A 17,350-nucleotide genomic window follows, 5' to 3' on the forward strand; every position below is an offset into this window, starting at 1 on the left:
GGCGAAGGTACTCCTCACAAAGAAGTGATGGCTAAAATAAAATCCCGTTTTCTGAATAATCTCACCCACAATTCGTAAGTGGTTTACGATCATTGTGTTTGGATAAAGCTTTCTGATAATTTATTTGCCATAAGCGCCTGAGCGGCAAATAATATTGTGTTTACTTTTAATTAAGTAAAATCTACCATTGCTTACATCTCAAATCTAATATCTCACATCTCAAATCTATCTTTTTCGCTAACTTAGCGCCGTTAAAAACACACAATGAAAAGAGACAAACTGATATTTAAGCTATTGGATGAAGAGCAGCAACGCCAGGAAGAGGGCATTGAGCTTATAGCATCTGAGAATTTTGTAAGCAGGCAGGTTATGGAAGCTGCAGGTTCTGTTGCAACTAACAAATATGCCGAAGGTTTACCGGGCAAGCGCTATTATGGCGGCTGCCAGGTGGTTGACGAAATTGAAACCATAGCTATTGAACGCGCTAAGCAATTGTTTAACGCCGAGTGGGTTAATGTACAACCGCATTCTGGTGCACAGGCAAACGCGGCGGTGATGCTTGCAATACTGCAGCCGGGCGATAAAATATTAGGGTTTGATCTTTCACATGGTGGTCACTTAACACACGGTTCGCCGGTTAACTTTTCGGGTAAATTATATGAGCCTCATTTTTATGGGGTTAAAAAAGAAACCGGCTTGGTTGATTATGACCAGCTTAAAGAAGTAGCACTGCGCGAAAAACCGAAACTGATCATTGCCGGTGCTTCGGCATACTCGCGTGATTGGGATTATGAGTTTATCCGTAAGGTAGCTGATGAGGTTGGTGCTTTGGTACTGGCCGATATTTCACATCCGGCAGGCTTAATTGCCCGCGGTTTATTGACCGATCCGCTTCCGCATTGCCACATCGTTACTACCACTACCCACAAAACTTTGCGTGGTCCGCGCGGTGGTTTAATTATGATGGGTAAGGATTTTGAAAACCCATTTGGCATTAAAACTCCAAAAGGCGAAATCAGGATGATGTCGTCATTGTTGGATATGGCTGTATTCCCGGGTACGCAAGGTGGTCCGCTTGAGCACATCATTGCTGCTAAAGCAGTAGCTTTTGGTGAAGCTTTGAGCGAAAACTACATGAAATATATAGTACAGGTTAAAAAGAATGCCGAAGCTATGGCCGAAGCATTTGTGAAACTTGGCTACCAGATTATATCAGGCGGTACGGATAACCACTTAATGCTGATCGATCTTCGTAATAAAAATATTACAGGTAAAGCTGCTGAAAATGCTTTGGTAACTGCCGATATCACCGTGAATAAAAACATGGTGCCATATGATGATAAATCTCCATTTGTAACTTCAGGTATCCGCGTAGGTACTGCGGCTATCACCACCCGCGGGATGAAGGAAAAACATATGGAACATATTGTTGAATTGATAGATGCCGTAATTTCTGATCCTGAAAATGAACATTCTATCAAGAAAATCCGTAAAAGGGTTCACAAGTTAATGTACGACTTCCCGTTGTACAGAGATAAGGATTCGGAATAAAAATGACACTAAGGCAGGAAGATCCATCAAGCATAGAAGATAAGCGTTTAGCCGCGCTTAGATCATACAATGTTTTGGATACCATGCCCGAGAAGGAATACGACGCAATTACGCGTTTGGCTTCCTATATATGCCAGGTACCGGTAGCGCTGATATCGCTGCTTGATGCCGAAAGGCAGTGGTTTAAATCAACATACGGCGTCGACGTGGGGGAAACACCCCGCGCCGACGCTTTTTGCAACCGCACTATCCAGTCCGACACGCTTCTTGAAATAACCGACTCTAAAGCCGATGAGGAGTTTAAGGATAACCCCATAGCCAATGAAATGGGCGTACGCTTTTATGCCGGCGCCCCATTGATTGATCCGGATGGCCACAGGCTTGGCTCATTATGCGTGATTGATACCAAGCCGCGTAAGCTCACGGCCGAACAGCGTGATGCGCTGCGTACGCTGGCCGATGAGGTCATGTCGCACCTGCTGCTCCGAAAACAGAAGCTTGAACTGGAGCGAAACCTGAAAAGCCACCAGGAATTTCATGACCTTTTTGATAGCTCGCCCGATATCCATTGCATCATGGACAGGGATTTTAACATCGAGCAAATCAACCGCTCTGCCAAACCGGTTTTGGGTTATTTAGCTGCTGAGGTTATCGGCAAGCCCATCTGGAGTTTTTTCCTTGAAGAAGAACAGGCAAAATCGCTGTCGGTCCTGAAAAAAGGGTTAGGCAGGCAGCAACGCCATTTTGAAATAGAAGCAAATATTATAACACCATCGGGCGATATTAAATGCATTAGCTGGTCGGTGACTTTTAAAAGTGATAAATGGTTTGCCAGCGGGCGCGATATCAGCTATCAAAAAAAAGTAGCTGATGACCTGGCATTACTATCATTGGTAGCAAGTAAAGTTACCAGTGGTGTAGTGATCAGCAACGCGGCAGATGAGGTAATATGGACCAACGAAGCTTTTGAGCAGATAACAGGCTACAGCCAGGCCGATGTGGAGAACCGACGTTTGCGCGATGTGCTTAAAGGCGCACCACTGGATGCCGAAGCTGTAAAACGGCTGGATGAAGCCATCCGCAACCAGATATCCTACGAAGTAGATTTGCTGATTGATAAGAAAGATGGCGAACCGGTATGGATCTCGGTATTTAACTCGGTAATCCGCGATAGCGCCGGGCAAACAGATAAATTCATCAGGGTTATTATTGACATAACCCAGCGTAAAAAGATAGAGCAGGAACTGGGGATCCTGTCTTTCGCGGCCCGTAAATCGCCAAGCGGCATCCTGATCCGCAGTAATACGGGCGAGGTGATCTGGATGAATGAAGCCCTGGAGAATATAACAGGTTATACGCTTGATGAAATGCGTGGTAAAATGTTTGGCACTATGCTGGTTGGCGAAGATACCGACCTTAACGTATTTAAGGCGGCAGTAAAGGCTGTAGAAGAGAAACGGGGATATGAGGTTGAAATAAAAGTTTATAAAAAGGACAAAACTCCCATCTGGATCTTTTTGTCAAATAGCCCTTTATTTAATGAAATAGGCAGTGTTGAACGGCAGATAGCTGTCATGGTTGACATTACCGAACGCAAGAAAACAGAAGAGCAGGTAACCATGCTGTCGTTAGTGGCCAGCAGTACCGCAAGTGGCGTGGTAATTAACAACAGCGATGGTAAGGTTGAATGGGTAAATAAAGCCTTTGAGCAAATAACCGGCTATAGTTTACTTGATGTAAAAGACAACCACCTTGGTGACGTGCTTAAAGGCGAGCTTACAGACGTATCTATCATTCAAAAGGCACGCGAGCTGTCCCGCAATAAGCAGTCATTCGAGGTTGACCTGCTGGTTTACCGCAAAGACAGGCAGCCTTTGTGGATCTCGGTGATCAACTCGGTGATCATTAACAGTAAGGGCGAGGTTGATAAATATATAGAGGTTATCATTGATATAACAGCTAAGAAAAAAGCCGAAATTGAACTGATCAATGCCCGTGAGGAAGCCGTGCAGTTGAGCCGCGCTAAGGATATGTTTATATCGGTAATGAGCCATGAAATCCGCACACCGCTGAATGCCGTAATTGGTATGTCACATTTGTTACTGGAGGATAATCCGCTCGATGGGCAAAAGGAGAACCTTAATATCCTGAAATTCTCGGCCGAAAACCTGATGACCCTGATCAACGATGTGCTTGATTTTGCCAAGATTGAAACCGGCAATGTTGAGCTGGAAAAGGAGCGGGTTAATTTAACCGAGCTTGTTCAAAGTATAACAAGCTCCATGCAATATAAAGCCGCCGAAAAAAATATATATATTAGCAAAAGCATTGATGAGGCTATCCCCAAAGTAATTCTGGGCGATCGCACCCGGCTGATCCAGATATTATTAAACCTGGCTGGTAATGCCATTAAATTTACCGAAAAAGGTGGTGTTACCATCGATCTGAGAGTGATACAGGAAACAGAACAGGATGTGCGCATCAGGTTTGCCGTAATTGACACCGGCATAGGCATTGCCGCAAATAAACTGGGTACTATATTTGAGCAGTTTAAGCAGGCCGAACTTGATACTACACGCAAGTTTGGTGGTACCGGCCTTGGCCTTGCAATCAGCAAGCGGTTAATTGAACTGCATGACTCGCGTATAAATGTTGACAGCGTACCGGGGCAGGGATCAACATTTTGGTTTACCATAGGTTTTAAAAAAGGAGATTACCAGTTAAACAGAAATAGTAATAACGTGGAAGAAGGACTTAAAATAAATGTTTTAGTAGTTGATGATAACCAGATAAACCGCCTGCTCATTAATAAAATATTAAAGAAATGGGGCGCCAATGCCGATTTTGCCGAAAACGGGATTGAAGCTATTGAAAAGGTTGAAGCCAACCGCAGCTACAACGTGGTGCTGATGGATATCCACATGCCCGAAATGGGTGGTTTGGAAGCCACAGGCATTATCCGCGCTAAAACAGAAACTTATTTCCAGCAATTACCAATCATTGCCCTTACGGCCTCTATGCTCAGCAATCAAATGGGTGAGATTAACGATGCCGGAATGAATGATTACATTCTTAAACCCTTCGACCCGAGGGTTCTGTACGATAAATTAAGCAGGTACCAGCAGCAGTAACCCTAACCCTAACCCGCTGGAGGGAAACAGTCCCACCCAACCCTCCCCGGAAGGGAGGGCTTTGAAAAGAAAGATTCAGGTGAAAAGAAAAAGTCTCCCCTTCCGGGGGAGATTTAGAGGGGGCCTTCTACACCGCATAAGCTATCGCAGCTATGCTCAACTTCAACCCAGGAACTTTCAACAACTCCGCGCCGCAGGCTTCAAGGGTTGAGCCGGTGGTTACTATATCGTCAACTAATAAAACGTGTTTACCTTCAAGTGCAGCCGGATCTTTAACGGCGAATACATTCTGCATATTCTCAAACCGGGCAAAGCGCGACCGCTGGGTTTGCGTTTTGGTAGCCACCGTACGTATAAGGCTCTGCTCATCAACAACCGCTTTTAATTTTTCGGCAACACCATAAGCAAAGCAGGCACTTTGGTTATAGCCGCGTTCGCGCAGGCGGCGTTTATGCAACGGAACGGGAATAATTACATCTACCGTATTAAAAATGTCATTTGCAACCAGCTGTGCCCCCGCTATATTGCCCAGCAAATTGCCAATCTGGTGCATACCTTTGTATTTAAAATGGTGCATAAGGTTTTGGATCTTTCCTCCTTTATGGAAATAATAAAGCGCGTAGGCTGCTTCGACATTAACCTTGCCCCAAAATTGCTGTGCTACAATGTTGGCAGGCTGCTGGTGGAAATTGGTAAAAGGTAAATTAAAACGGCAATCGCTGCAAATAATATGCTCACCTGTTACTAAGATGGCCTGGCAGGCCGGGCAAAGTTCCGGGAACAGCAGGGCGGCAAAATCGGCAAGGTAGGCACGCAATAATTTCATGCCCTCAATTTAATACGGATTTTTTAAACTTCGGCCAGTTTATCTTTTTCTTTGATGGCAAGCTGTCCGCAAGCAGCGTCGATGTCCTTGCCGCGGCTCCGGCGAAGGTGTGTATTAATGCCCTGTTTAGTGAGATAATCGGCAAATGCTTCAACTTTATCTTCGCCGGCGTTGATATAGCTGGCAAAGGCAATCGGGTTATATTCAATGATGTTAACCTTGCAGGGCAGATGTTTGCAAAATTTGGCCAGTTCTATAGCGTCCTGGATGCCATCGTTTACACCGTCAAAAATAATATACTCATAAGTTACCGGGTTTTTGGTTTTAGCGTAATAGTATTTCAGCGCTTCGGCCAATGCTTTTAACGAGTTTTGCTCGTTGATGGGCATAATGGTATTGCGCTTTTCATCGTTTGCCGCATGCAGGGAAAGAGCAAGATTAAATTTCACCTGGTCATCGCCCAGTTTTTTGATCATTTTGGCGATGCCGGCTGTTGATACGGTAATGCGTTTGGCAGCCATATTAAGCCCGTCCTCGGAGGTGATGCGCTCTATCGACTTCATCATGTTGGCATAGTTAAGCAATGGCTCGCCCATGCCCATATAAACAATATTTGATAAAGGCTGATTGTAGTTTTCGCGCGCCTGCTGATCAATTAAAACCACCTGGTCGTAAATTTCGTCGGGGTTTAGGTTCCTTTTGCGCTCCATATAACCGGTGGCACAAAATTTACAGGTAAGGCTGCAACCCACCTGTGATGATACACAGGCTGTCATACGGCCGGGAGTTGGAATTAAAACGCCCTCAATTAAGTGGTTATCATGTAAAATAAAAGAATTTTTTATAGTTTTATCAGCACTAACCTGTGAAGAATTAATTTTTACATTATTAATTACAAAATTTGCATCCAGTTTAGCACGGAGTTCTTTTGAAATATTGCTCATCTCGTTGAAAGAAAAGCAAGATTTTTTCCAAAGCCATTCATACACCTGTTTTGCCCTGAAGCCTTTTTCATCCATACGGATAAAATGCTCCTGTAAAGCATTCAGGCTCAGGCTGCGGATGTCAATTTTATCTTTTGTATTGTTCACAGTGCAAAAGTACTTAAATTTAAAAAAATCTATCTTTTTTTAAAGTCATTCTTTTTGGCTAATAAAAAACAATAACTAAAAGTTAATTGTACTTATTTTGCAGGACAGATTGTTTTGAAAAACGTTATGTGTTACGATACCAAGTTTAAATTTTAATGAAAAGTTTTAGAGCCGATTACGTTTTTCCTGTTTATGCCGATCCGATTAAAAATGGAATAGTGACTGTTGATGATCAGGGTAAGATCATAGCTGTTACCGATAGTAATAAGTCCCCTGGCGGGCAAATACAGCAGGTAAGCGGTGTTATTTGTCCCGGATTTATTAATACCCACTGTCATACCGAACTTTCTCACTTAAAAGATAAAGTAAAGCCGAAAGGCGGCCTGGTAAATTTTATAAAAGACGTACAATCCTTACGCAATACCGATCAGCAGGAGGTTCTTGATGCAATTGCCAAAGCCGATCAGGAAATGTATGATAACGGCATTGTAGCCGTTGGCGATATCTCCAATACTAATAACAGTGTTGCGATGAAAAGGCAAAGCAAGCTATACTATCATACCTTTGTTGAAACTTTTGGTTTTTTGCCCGAAAAGGCTACCGAAGTTTTTGAAAAAGCGCTGGCCCTGCTCAACGAATTTAAACCCGGCTCATGTTCTGTAACCCCGCATGCGCCATATTCGGTATCAAAAGAATTATTTAAGCTGATTAAAAAGCACAGCGATACCGACGATGAGAACCTGCTCAGTATCCATAACCAGGAGTGCGAGGATGAGAATAAATTTTACCGGTATAAACTTGGTGCTTTTTTAGAGTTGTACGAGCATTTTGGTATGGATATATCCTATTTTAAGCCACAGGCCCGTAACTCGGTACAATCTATTATCCCGCTGCTCTCTAACAAGCAAAAGGTTTTGCTGGTACATAATACTTGTACCAATTTAAAAGATATTTACTTCATCAAACGGTTTGACAGGAAGATAAACTGGTGCTTTTGCCCTAACGCAAACCTTTATATTGAAGGGCGTTTACCTAAAATTGATCTTTTTGTTGACCAGGGTTTTAATATTACCCTTGGTACCGATAGCCTTGCATCAAACAGCAAATTATGCTTACTGAGCGAGATGCGCGCTATTCAGCAAAAGTTCCCTTCCATAAGCTTACCCCGCCTGGTGGAATGGGGCACCCGTAACGGTGCCCAGTACCTGGGTATCGACGATGAAAAAGGCACGCTTGAGGCAGGCAAAACCCCGGGCCTGAACCTGATCAGCGGCCTCGATGGATTTAAGATTACTCCCGAAACCAAAGTAAAGAAACTGATATAAAAAAGAAAAACCGACAGCGCTGCCGGTTTTTCTTTTTTAGTTGAATAGTTACCGACGTAAAAAATACCGTCATGTTGAACTTGTTTCAACACCTCAATTGCTAAGCCGCCCGCTAATCAAATCTTATACCTCTATCCTATGGGGTGTTGAAACAAGTTCAACATGACGAACGGGTGTGAGATTATTATATTATCCTTTACTCACCGGCACTGTCAAATGGATAGTGACTTCGGGCGGCGTACCGCTCCTGTCAATACCATATTTTGGAGGCTGTACTTTAAAATCTCCTTTAAAAGTTCCTTCGCTCCCTTTTTCATCAAACGTAAAATGGATCGATTCGGGGTTAGTTTTACCTTTCATGGTTAGCTTGCCGCTGGCTACATAGCCATTACCGCTTTTTGATACCGAGGTTGATTCGAACCTGATGGTTGGATAATCATCAGCGCCAAGGGCCGATTTTACGTGGCTGGTTTTAATAAAAAAACCGGTTGCCGCGGTTGTAACATCAATAGTTGCCGAAATTTTAGCTTGTTCGGGATGGTCTTTATCAAATGTTATATCGGCTTTTAAACCGCTGAATGAACCGCTTACCCTGTGGCCTTCAAAAGTTACCTGGGCTTCATCGCCCTTAACTTTCCAGTTGCCAAAAATAGCGAATGCCGAAAAGGTGGTAAGAGCAATGATCAGGGCAGAAAAAATAATTTTTTTCATAAAATAGATTTTTAGTGTTATATCAATCAATTAAACTGTGATGCGTTTTTTAGTAATTACGCTTGTTAAGTAAAACAGGTTGCTTAGCCGGAAAAAAGTTAACTTTGCGGTGTTTATGTGGAGGTCGTTAATTGTTTTCATATAATTCAATTAAACAATATTAATAATCAGGCTATCAGCTTTAGGCTTTGGGCATTCCGCTTTACAGCTTCTATTTAATATCCAATAAAACTGATGATAAAACATCTTAATATTACAGTTAAAGGCAAAGTGCAGGGCGTTTTTTTTCGTAAATCAACCAAAGCAGTTGCCGATCAGCTTGGCGTACGCGGTTTTGTATTGAATGAACCCAATGGCGATGTGTATATTGAAGCCGAAGCTGATGACACATTTCTTGATATGTTCATTGACTGGTGTAACGAAGGCCCTGAAGATGCAGAGGTAACTTTCATTGAAAGCCATGAAGGCGAATTGAAAAACTATCGTAATTTTGAGGTTGTTAAAAGACGTCTGTAATTAAATACAGACCCATTAAATCGAATATCTCCATTGTCTACTATAAAAAAATTCGCCGGGCAAACTGCTATATATGGTTTAAGTACTATCATTTCCCGAATGATCTACTTTGTTTTAACGCCGATTTATACCCGTACTTTACCGGTTAATGCCAATGGTGTTTTTACAACTGTATATGGAAGTGCTTCTATCATTAATGCCATTTTGGCTTTTGGTATGGAAACTACTTATTTCAGGTATCTGCAAAAACGTTCAGACAACAAACAGCAGGTTTATAATAACGCGTTTGGCGTTGTTATAATGGTATCAATAATATTTCTGGTTTTTTGTGTGCTGTTTTTAAATCCTATTGTCAATTACATGCAGGCCGGTGTCGCTAAAGATCATGCCGACTATACTTTTTACGTAAAATGCTTCCTTGTGATTTTAGTGCTGGATGCTTTTTGCGTGATCCCCTTTGCCCGCATCAGGGCAGAAGGCCGCCCGATAAAATACGCCATTATTAAATGCTCAAATATCGGTCTTGTAATGACGCTCAACTTGTTTTTTCTGTTTGGCGTTCCGTATATAATAAGTCATCATTTACCCGGCGGCATCTGGATGGCCGGTTGGTACAGGCCCAATTGGGTAGGGTATGTATTTTTAGCTAACGCCATAGCGAGCGGGCTTACCATACTATTGCTATTGCCCGAAGTATTACAGCTGAAATTGAAGTTTGACAGCACCATGTTAAGCGAAATGTTTGCATACAGCTGGCCTGTATTGATCGCCAACATATCATTCATCATCAATGAGTCATTAGATAAAGTGATGCTGAAACAGATGCTGCCCCAAAGTATTGCCGACAGGCATGTGGGTGTTTATGGCACCTGCGCCAAAATAGCATTATTCCTGAGCCTTTTTGTGCAGGCTTTCAGGTTAGGCGCCGAACCCTTTTTCTTCAGCCATGCAAAAAACAAAAACTCGGGCGAAACCTATGCCCGCATCATGACATACTTTGTAATTATGGTGGCCATTATATGCGTTGCGCTTATTGCAAATGTTGATATCCTGGCCACTTTTATAGTAGGGAAGGAAACTCATGAGGTGAAACATCAAATAGTTTACAATCCGTTTTGGCAGGGCCTTGGCGTTGTACCGCCCTTGCTGTTCGGTTACCTGAGCCTTGGTATTTATATGAACCTTTCGGTGTGGTATAAATTGTCTGACCAAACCAGGTATGGCTTATATATTTCTGGTATAGGGGCGGTATTAACCATTATTTTAAACTGGCTGCTTATCCCTAAATACAGCTATATGGCTTCGGCGTGGATTTCGTTTGCGGCCTATGCTACCATGATGGTACTGTCGTATCTGTGGGGGCAAAAAAACTATCCTATTCCGTACAACTTAAAAAAGAACCTCGCGTATATAATTGTCTCGGTATTGTTTGTTTTCTTGTCGTTCACGGTATTTAAACGTAATATTTTTGTTGGTAACGGGCTTTTACTTTTATTTGCGGCCGGGGCGTATTACTTTGAACGCAAGGAGTTAAAAGCTATATTTAAACGATGATCATCCGTGTAATTAACAAATCAAAAAATACTTTGCCGGCTTATGAAACCGCGCATGCGGCAGGTATGGACCTGCGTGCTGATGTGGAAACTGCTGTAGTGCTTAAACCAATGGAACGTAAACTCATTCCAACAGGTTTGTATATCGAATTGCCCGAAGGCTTTGAAGCGCAGATCCGCCCGCGAAGCGGCCTGGCATTTAAGCATGGTATTGGCATCGTTAACTCGCCGGGTACTATTGACGCCGATTATCGCGGAGAGATCAAAGTATTGCTGATCAATTTCTCGTCGGATGATTTTGAGATCAACACCGGCGACAGGATAGCGCAGATGGTAGTTGCCAAACACGAGCGTGTTAATTGGGAGCAGGTAGAAGTACTGAACGAAACCCAAAGGGGCGAAGGCGGTTACGGGCACACAGGTAGAGTTTAGAATCAAGACTTTTAGAGTCAAGAGACAAGAAAGTGATAGAATCAAGACTGTTAGAGTCAAGACACAAGAAGAATGAAGTTAGATAGAAACAATATTGGGTTAAACGGCTCACGGAAAATTTATTTTTTTTCTGCTCTGTTTCCTGCTTCTTTATTCCTGGCTCTTGAAATCTTGCTTCTTGCCGTCTTGCCTCTACAATCTCAGGCTCAGCGTAAAAAGGGCGGCGATAATAAAACACTTGCATCGGCAGGTAAAGTAATGAGCTACCAGGACAGCGCTATGGTTAAGCAGCTTTTCTTTTCGGCCCTGCGCGAAAAAACGGTTGAGAACTATAAGCTTGCTACCGAAATGTTTGAGCGCGTTTTACAGGCCGACCCTGCAAATGATGCTTCCTTATATGAACTGGCCAACCTTAAAAGGCAGCAAAATGATTTTGCAGCGTCCCAGCCCCTTTTAGAGCAGGCTGTAGCAATAAATAAGGATAACGAATGGTATTGGGCGGCATTGGCCGATAGCTATGAAAAAACCAACACCATTGATAAGCTTGAAAATGTTTTTAACCAGCTGATCAGGCTTAACCCGGACAAATCAGCGTATTATTTTGACAAGGCCAATGCTTTTACCATCCTGAAAAGGTATGATGATGCCCTGAAGGTGTATGACGAGATTGAAAAATTGAACGGCCCGAGCGATGATGTTTTAGCTAATCGTCAAAAAATCTATCTAAAGCAGGGCAAAATTGAACTGGCAACTTCCGAACTGGAAAAGCAGATAGCCGCTAATCCCGGGGAGATCCGTTATTACCTGGCCCTTGGCGAAGTTTATAATTCGAACGGGTTTGCCGATAAGGCGCTTAAAGTATTGCAGCAGGCCGAAAAGCTTGATCCGCGCAATGGCATGGCGCACTTCGCGCTGGCTGATATCTATCGCGATAAAAAGAACAACGAAGCCAGTTTTAATGAGCTTACCCAAGGATTTGCCATTCCGGATATAGGCATCGATCAGAAAATTAATATTATATCGGGATACTTCCCTAAGTTCCCTGAGGCCAATGCCAAAGCCAGCGCACTTGAATTGAGCCGTATTTTAACTGTTGCCCATCCCAATGATGCTAAAGCTTATGCTATTTATGGCGATATGCTGATCCAGAATGCCAAATACAAAGAGGCAAAACCGGTACTAAAAAAATCGGCACAGCTTAATAACCAGGTATACAATGTTCAGGAACAGTTGGTGCGCCTGGATTTAGGCGACAATGACCTTGATGCCGCTATTAAAGATGGTGAAAACGCATTGTCATTGTTCCCGAACCAGGCCTGGATGAATTATCTTGTTGGTGTTGCCTGGGCGCAAAAAAAGGATAACAATAAGGCGGTTGGTTATCTTAAAAACGCTACTTCATTAGAACTTCAGGATAAGGAACTACTTTCGTTAAGTTTTTCATTATTGGGCGATTGTTATCATGAATTAAAGAATATTAAAAGCTCTGACGAAAGCTATGAGAAGGCTTTAACCTACAATCCGGATAATGCATTTACTTTAAACAATTATGCTTATTATTTATCGTTAAGGAATGAGCAGTTGGAAAAGGCGGCAACAATGTCGGCACATTCTAACGAGTTGCAGCCTAACACAGCATCGTTTGAAGATACTTATGCCTGGATCCTGTTTAAACAAAAAAAGTATGCGCAGGCAAAAGAATGGATGGAGAAGGCACTGACGCATGATAAAGAAAATAGTGGGGTTAAGTACGAACATTATGGCGATATATTGTTTTTCCTTGGGAATACTGATGCTGCCGTAACTAACTGGAAAAAGGCGAAAGGCTTTGGTGAGCAGTCACCTGTTTTAGATCGTAAGATAAATGAAAAGAAATATAGCGAATAGTTTACTTATAGCTTGCTGCCTGCTGGTAATGGTAAGCTGTAAGGCACGTAAACAGGTTTTGGTTACCCGTAAAGCAGATTCGACCGCAAGGCCGAATGACATCGGCAGTAAGCTGGCTGCCATAAGGGCAAGCCAGGTAAATTTTACAACGTTTGCAGGCAAGGCAAAAACTAAGCTCAGTATCAATAATAACAGCAATGATGTTACCCTGAATATCAGGATTGCAAAAGATAAACGGATCTGGGTTTCTATCACTGCGGTTTTAGGTATTGAAGCAGCCCGCGCAGTAATAACACCCGATAGTATTATGATCATTAACCGTTTGCAAAGCGTTTATATTAAAAAGCCGTTCAGCTATATATATACTTACGCCAGCAAAGAGGTTAATTATAAAACGCTGGAATCATTGCTGATTGGCAATGCGGTGCCCGAACTGCTGAACGAACAGTCGGCCTTTGACCATGCCGATGGTAATACAACCTTAAGCGGCACCCTGAACGACCTGGTATACAAGCTGATACTTGGTCCGGATAACAAGGTTACGCAAACCAATTTAGATAACCAAAGCCAGGCGCAATCATTACAGGTTACCAATAATACCTTTATCCAGGCAACAAACCGGGTACTGCCTGCGCAAATAGATATCGCATCAGTAGTAAAAGATAAAAAAATACAAGTTAATTTGCATTATACTAAGGCCGATTTTGAAGTACAGCAAAACTATCCCTTCAGCATTCCTGACGGATACGAGCCTGGCAAATAATTAATATGTTTATTTGATGAAGTTTTTAAAAGCAGTTTTCTTTTTATTATTGGTATTTACGGTGTTTACGGTACATGCCCAAAGCAGTGATGAGCTGAAACGCAGGCGCGATAAATTAAATAAGGAGCTTGAGCAGCTTAACCAGGACTATCAGGAAACCCTGAACAATAAAAAAACTTCATTAAAGCAATTAAGTATCCTTAAAGCACAAATAAACCTGCGGCAGGAAAAAATTGAAAATATCAACTCGGAGGTAAGAAACCTGGATAACCAAATCTCCGAGAGTAATAATAACGTGCGCAGCTTGCAGTCGCAGTTAGACCAGCTTAAAAAGGAGTATGCCGCCATGATCCTGTTTGCATACCGCAACCAGAGCGCCTATAATAAAATGATGTTCCTTTTTGCATCAAAAGACTTTAACCAGGCCTATAAGCGTTTAAAGTATTTACAGCAGTTCGGCACCTACCGCGAGCGGCAGGCAAACTATATACAGGGCACGCAAAAAGAGCTGCACGTTAAAATTAATGAGCTTGACCGTACCAAGGATGAAAAAAATGACCTTTTAAAAGATCAGCAAAAAGAAAAAGAAACACTGGGTAACGAGCGGAATAACCAGGTGAAAGTAGTAAGCGATCTGTCGCAGCATGAGGGGATCCTGAAAAAGCAGCAGAAGGACCTGCAGGCCAAGATCGTTAAGACAACCCGAGCAATTAACGACGCTATCCGTAAGGAGATTGAAGAGGCCAGGCGCAGAGCTGCTGAAGAAGAAAGGCGCAGGGCAGAAGAAGCTGCAAGGCTGGCCGCAGCAAAAGCAAAGGCCGAAAATAAGCCCGCACCTGTTGCTCCAGCTCCGGCTAAGCCAGTTGCGGCGCGCAGTACATCAAGTGTATTGAATGCCACACCTGAAGCCGCTAAGCTGTCGAACGACTTTTTGGGTAATCGTGGTGGTTTGCCATGGCCGGTATCCAATGGAATAATTACCCAGGGATTTGGTACCTATACCACACCTGAGGGTATCAGGAGTGAAAGTACAGGCGTTGATATCCGTACCAACCAGGGCAGCACTGTAAGGGCGGTATTTGATGGTACGGTTGTAAAAGTGGGAGATGTGAGCGGTACTTATTTAGTAATTATACTGCATGGCGAGTACTTTACGGCTTACAGTAATTTACGGTCGGTAACTGTTGCGCGTGGACAAAAAGTGAGCACCAAACAAGCTATCGGTACAGTGGCTACCGATCCATCGACAGGAGAAACGGAGGCGCACTTTGAAATTTATAAAGGAACAACACCGGTTAACCCTAAGATCTGGCTGGCGCCTAACTAATTAGTTATGAACTATAAGAAATTTTAATTGTATATATTTGTATCCTTAAACAGAATGCTATGTTAAGTTCAGTTTTGTTATTTTTAAATATTGGTACGGGCGAGATGGTACTGATACTTTTTGCAGCATTGATGCTATTTGGCGGCGAAAAGCTGCCCGGCCTGGCACGGAGCCTGGGTAAAGGTATCCGCGATTTTAAAGATGCCTCTGAAGACGTTAAGCGTGAGATCAATAACCAGATCAATAATTACGAGGAAAAGAAACCTGCACCTAAAGTAGAAGAAGAAACGCCTCTTTTAGATGAAAAAGCTTCAGAAGCTCCGGAAGTTGCAGCTGAGCATGAAAAGCCGGTTGTTGAAAACACTGTTCCAAATACAATCGCTATCAGTGATTATCACGTAAACACCCCGGCCGAGCCGGAACACCAAAGTCATATCAATTTAGATAAGACCATTACCGGCAGCCATCTGGATGCCGAAAAAGAAGAAGAATACAAGTCATAATATAATATTAATCATACATAAAACTTAAAATCATGGGTGGATTAGGCGCACCAGAAATTATTCTGATCATCATTGCGATACTTTTATTATTCGGCGGTAAAAAAATACCCGAACTAATGAGAGGCTTAGGGAAAGGCGTTAAAGAATTTAAAGACGCGCAAAACAGCGAAGGCACATCTTCTTCATCTGAAGAAAAAAAAGCTTAGTACCCTAACGGGGATTAGGTTTTAATGCCGTTTTTATTGAGTATATGAACTTATCTGTTGATTTATTTCTTATTTCAACGGATAAGTTTTTTATTTTAGCCCCATGGCTAATATTTATTCCTCTTTAACCGAAATAAAGAGCGGGTTGCAACGTGCAGAAATTACTGTTGAAGGTCTTGTAAAAGGCTATTTGCTTGAGATTGAAAAAAATGCTCATTTAAACGCTTTTAATGAAGTGTTTGCTGATGAAGCATTAATTGCTGCAAAAAACGTTGACAACAAAATAAAAAATGGCACCGCCGGTAAATTAGCCGGGATGGTTGTGGGTATTAAAGACAATATCTGCTACAAAGGGCACCAGGTTAGTGCTTCATCAAAAATCTTAACCGGTTTCACCTCTATCTTTTCATCAACCGTAGTTGAACGCCTGCTGGCCGAAGACGCCGTGATCATTGGTCGCTGTAACTGCGATGAATTTGCCATGGGGGCCACCAACGAATCATCATACTTTGGCCCGGTAAAAAACCATGCCGATGAAACCAAAGTAGCAGGTGGTTCATCAGGCGGTTCGGCTGTGGCCGTACAAGCCGGGATGTGCCATGCTACTTTAGGTACTGATACCGGTGGCTCGGTAAGGCAGCCGGCCTCTTTTTGCGGGGTTGTAGGTTTAAAGCCAACATACGGCACAATTTCAAGGCATGGTATTATTGCTTATGCTTCATCCTTTGACCAGGTAGGGCCAATTACCAAATCGGTTGAAGATGCTGCATTATTGTTGGAAGTACTGGCCGGGCCGGATGAATATGACAGTACTTTATCGCAAACTCCTCCGCCATCGTCATATACTAATCTTCAAAAACCGGGCAAAAAGAAGATAGCCTATCTGCAGGAAGCCATATCCAGCCCCGGTGTTGATAATGAAGTAAAGGACAATCTTATACAATATATTGATAAGCTGCGGGCTGACGGTCACACCGTTACACCAATAGCTTTTGAACTGCTGGAGTACCTGGTACCAACTTACTATATCCTGGCCATGGCCGAAGCGTCATCAAACCTGGCAAGGTACGATGGCGTACATTATGGCTATCGCAGTCCGCTGGCTACAGATTTACAGTCTACTTATAAACGTTCCCGTTCCGAAGGATTTGGTAAGGAAGTAAAGCGCCGCATCATGCTGGGCACTTTTGTACTGAGCGCAGGATACTACGATGCCTACTACGCAAAAGCGCAGAAAGTACGCAGGCTGATCCAGGAAAAAACCAACCAGATACTGGAAGAGTATGATTTTATACTGGTGCCGTCGGCACCCGAACCGGCTTTTGAAATAGGTAAAGAAGAGAAAGATCCGGTGGTAATGTATCTTTCTGACATTTTTACCGTACAAGCGTCATTAACCGGTGTACCGGCCATATCAATACCTACGGGCAATAACAGCAACGGTTTGCCGTTAGGTTTACAGTTATTAACAAAGCATTTTGGCGAACAGCAACTGTTAGATTTTGCCAAATATTTTCTCGATCTGTAA

Annotated in this window: 15 protein-coding genes; 12 read left to right on the forward strand and 3 right to left on the reverse strand. The window is 42.8% G+C overall.

Annotated features, from left to right (window positions below; genetic code table 11):
* The first annotated feature begins 264 nt into the window (after positions 1-264).
* Both glyA and SNE26_RS27380 read left to right on the forward strand, forming a co-directional pair.
* Positions 265-1,551, forward strand: a complete 1,287-nt coding sequence (glyA, locus tag SNE26_RS27375) for a serine hydroxymethyltransferase (protein WP_321557012.1) — start codon at positions 265-267, stop codon at positions 1,549-1,551.
* A 2-nt stretch (positions 1,552-1,553) separates the two neighbouring features.
* Entirely contained in the window at positions 1,554-4,682 is a 3,129-nt protein-coding gene (locus tag SNE26_RS27380) for a PAS domain S-box protein (protein ID WP_321557013.1), read from the forward strand.
* A 127-nt stretch (positions 4,683-4,809) separates the two neighbouring features.
* Here the strand turns inward: SNE26_RS27380 and SNE26_RS27385 are convergent, their stop codons facing one another.
* Both SNE26_RS27385 and rlmN read right to left on the reverse strand, forming a co-directional pair.
* Positions 4,810-5,508 (reverse strand): phosphoribosyltransferase family protein, encoded by a 699-nt coding sequence (locus SNE26_RS27385; protein ID WP_321557014.1) that lies wholly within the window; start codon positions 5,506-5,508, stop codon positions 4,810-4,812.
* Positions 5,509-5,531: 23 nt separating this feature from the next.
* A complete protein-coding gene (gene rlmN / locus SNE26_RS27390; RefSeq protein ID WP_091219047.1) occupies positions 5,532-6,599 on the reverse strand; it encodes a 23S rRNA (adenine(2503)-C(2))-methyltransferase RlmN in 1,068 nt (355 codons plus the stop codon).
* Between the two features lie 155 nt (positions 6,600-6,754).
* On the opposite strand from rlmN, the gene SNE26_RS27395 reads away from it, so the two are divergent.
* The gene (locus tag SNE26_RS27395) at positions 6,755-7,924 is read left to right on the forward strand and encodes an amidohydrolase family protein (protein ID WP_321557015.1); all 1,170 of its coding nucleotides are present in this window, start codon (positions 6,755-6,757) and stop codon (positions 7,922-7,924) included.
* Between the two features lie 189 nt (positions 7,925-8,113).
* Here the strand turns inward: SNE26_RS27395 and SNE26_RS27400 are convergent, their stop codons facing one another.
* The gene (locus SNE26_RS27400) at positions 8,114-8,635 is read right to left on the reverse strand and encodes a YceI family protein (protein ID WP_321557016.1); all 522 of its coding nucleotides are present in this window, start codon (positions 8,633-8,635) and stop codon (positions 8,114-8,116) included.
* A gap of 237 nt (positions 8,636-8,872) precedes the next feature.
* Here SNE26_RS27400 and SNE26_RS27405 point away from each other — a divergent pair, with 237 nt between their 5' ends.
* The 9 genes from SNE26_RS27405 (at position 8,873) to gatA (ending at position 17,350) form a co-directional block, all read left to right on the forward strand.
* A complete protein-coding gene (locus SNE26_RS27405; RefSeq protein ID WP_321560061.1) occupies positions 8,873-9,151 on the forward strand; it encodes an acylphosphatase in 279 nt (92 codons plus the stop codon).
* Between the two features lie 33 nt (positions 9,152-9,184).
* Positions 9,185-10,705, forward strand: coding sequence for a polysaccharide biosynthesis C-terminal domain-containing protein (locus SNE26_RS27410; protein WP_321557017.1), 1,521 nt, complete (start codon positions 9,185-9,187; stop codon positions 10,703-10,705).
* Positions 10,702-11,136, forward strand: coding sequence for a dUTP diphosphatase (gene dut, locus SNE26_RS27415; protein WP_321557018.1), 435 nt, complete (start codon positions 10,702-10,704; stop codon positions 11,134-11,136). Before SNE26_RS27410 ends, dut begins: the two co-directional genes overlap by 4 nt.
* Before the next feature lie 186 nt (positions 11,137-11,322).
* Positions 11,323-13,023, forward strand: coding sequence for a tetratricopeptide repeat protein (locus SNE26_RS27420; protein ID WP_321557019.1), 1,701 nt, complete (start codon positions 11,323-11,325; stop codon positions 13,021-13,023).
* The gene (locus SNE26_RS27425; RefSeq protein ID WP_321557020.1) at positions 13,001-13,786 is read left to right on the forward strand and encodes a DUF4292 domain-containing protein; all 786 of its coding nucleotides are present in this window, start codon (positions 13,001-13,003) and stop codon (positions 13,784-13,786) included. The genes SNE26_RS27420 and SNE26_RS27425 overlap by 23 nt, the downstream gene beginning before the upstream one ends.
* A gap of 16 nt (positions 13,787-13,802) precedes the next feature.
* A complete protein-coding gene (locus SNE26_RS27430; protein WP_321557021.1) occupies positions 13,803-15,113 on the forward strand; it encodes a peptidoglycan DD-metalloendopeptidase family protein in 1,311 nt (436 codons plus the stop codon).
* Between the two features lie 59 nt (positions 15,114-15,172).
* Positions 15,173-15,616 carry a twin-arginine translocase TatA/TatE family subunit gene (locus SNE26_RS27435; protein ID WP_321557022.1) on the forward strand — a complete coding sequence of 148 codons (444 nt, stop codon included), beginning with the start codon at positions 15,173-15,175 and terminating at the stop codon, positions 15,614-15,616.
* Positions 15,617-15,648: 32 nt separating this feature from the next.
* Positions 15,649-15,822, forward strand: a complete 174-nt coding sequence (gene tatA, locus SNE26_RS27440) for a twin-arginine translocase TatA/TatE family subunit (RefSeq protein ID WP_321557023.1) — start codon at positions 15,649-15,651, stop codon at positions 15,820-15,822.
* 103 nt (positions 15,823-15,925) lie between these two features.
* A complete protein-coding gene (gatA, locus tag SNE26_RS27445) occupies positions 15,926-17,350 on the forward strand; it encodes an Asp-tRNA(Asn)/Glu-tRNA(Gln) amidotransferase subunit GatA (RefSeq protein WP_321557024.1) in 1,425 nt (474 codons plus the stop codon).

Origin of the sequence: Mucilaginibacter sp. cycad4 (assembly GCF_034263275.1) — a bacterium.
Taxonomy (GTDB): Bacteria; Bacteroidota; Bacteroidia; order Sphingobacteriales; family Sphingobacteriaceae; genus Mucilaginibacter.

Coding starts and splice junctions, on each gene's coding strand:
- glyA (WP_321557012.1), top strand. CDS start 265: ATGAAAAGAGACAAACTGATATTTAAGCTATTGGATGAAGAGCAGCAA.
- SNE26_RS27380 (WP_321557013.1), top strand. CDS start 1,554: ATGACACTAAGGCAGGAAGATCCATCAAGCATAGAAGATAAGCGTTTA.
- SNE26_RS27385 (WP_321557014.1), bottom strand. CDS start 5,508: ATGAAATTATTGCGTGCCTACCTTGCCGATTTTGCCGCCCTGCTGTTC.
- SNE26_RS27395 (WP_321557015.1), top strand. CDS start 6,755: ATGAAAAGTTTTAGAGCCGATTACGTTTTTCCTGTTTATGCCGATCCG.
- SNE26_RS27400 (WP_321557016.1), bottom strand. CDS start 8,635: ATGAAAAAAATTATTTTTTCTGCCCTGATCATTGCTCTTACCACCTTT.
- dut (WP_321557018.1), top strand. CDS start 10,702: ATGATCATCCGTGTAATTAACAAATCAAAAAATACTTTGCCGGCTTAT.
- SNE26_RS27425 (WP_321557020.1), top strand. CDS start 13,001: ATGAAAAGAAATATAGCGAATAGTTTACTTATAGCTTGCTGCCTGCTG.
- SNE26_RS27430 (WP_321557021.1), top strand. CDS start 13,803: ATGAAGTTTTTAAAAGCAGTTTTCTTTTTATTATTGGTATTTACGGTG.
- SNE26_RS27435 (WP_321557022.1), top strand. CDS start 15,173: ATGTTAAGTTCAGTTTTGTTATTTTTAAATATTGGTACGGGCGAGATG.
- tatA (WP_321557023.1), top strand. CDS start 15,649: ATGGGTGGATTAGGCGCACCAGAAATTATTCTGATCATCATTGCGATA.
- gatA (WP_321557024.1), top strand. CDS start 15,926: ATGGCTAATATTTATTCCTCTTTAACCGAAATAAAGAGCGGGTTGCAA.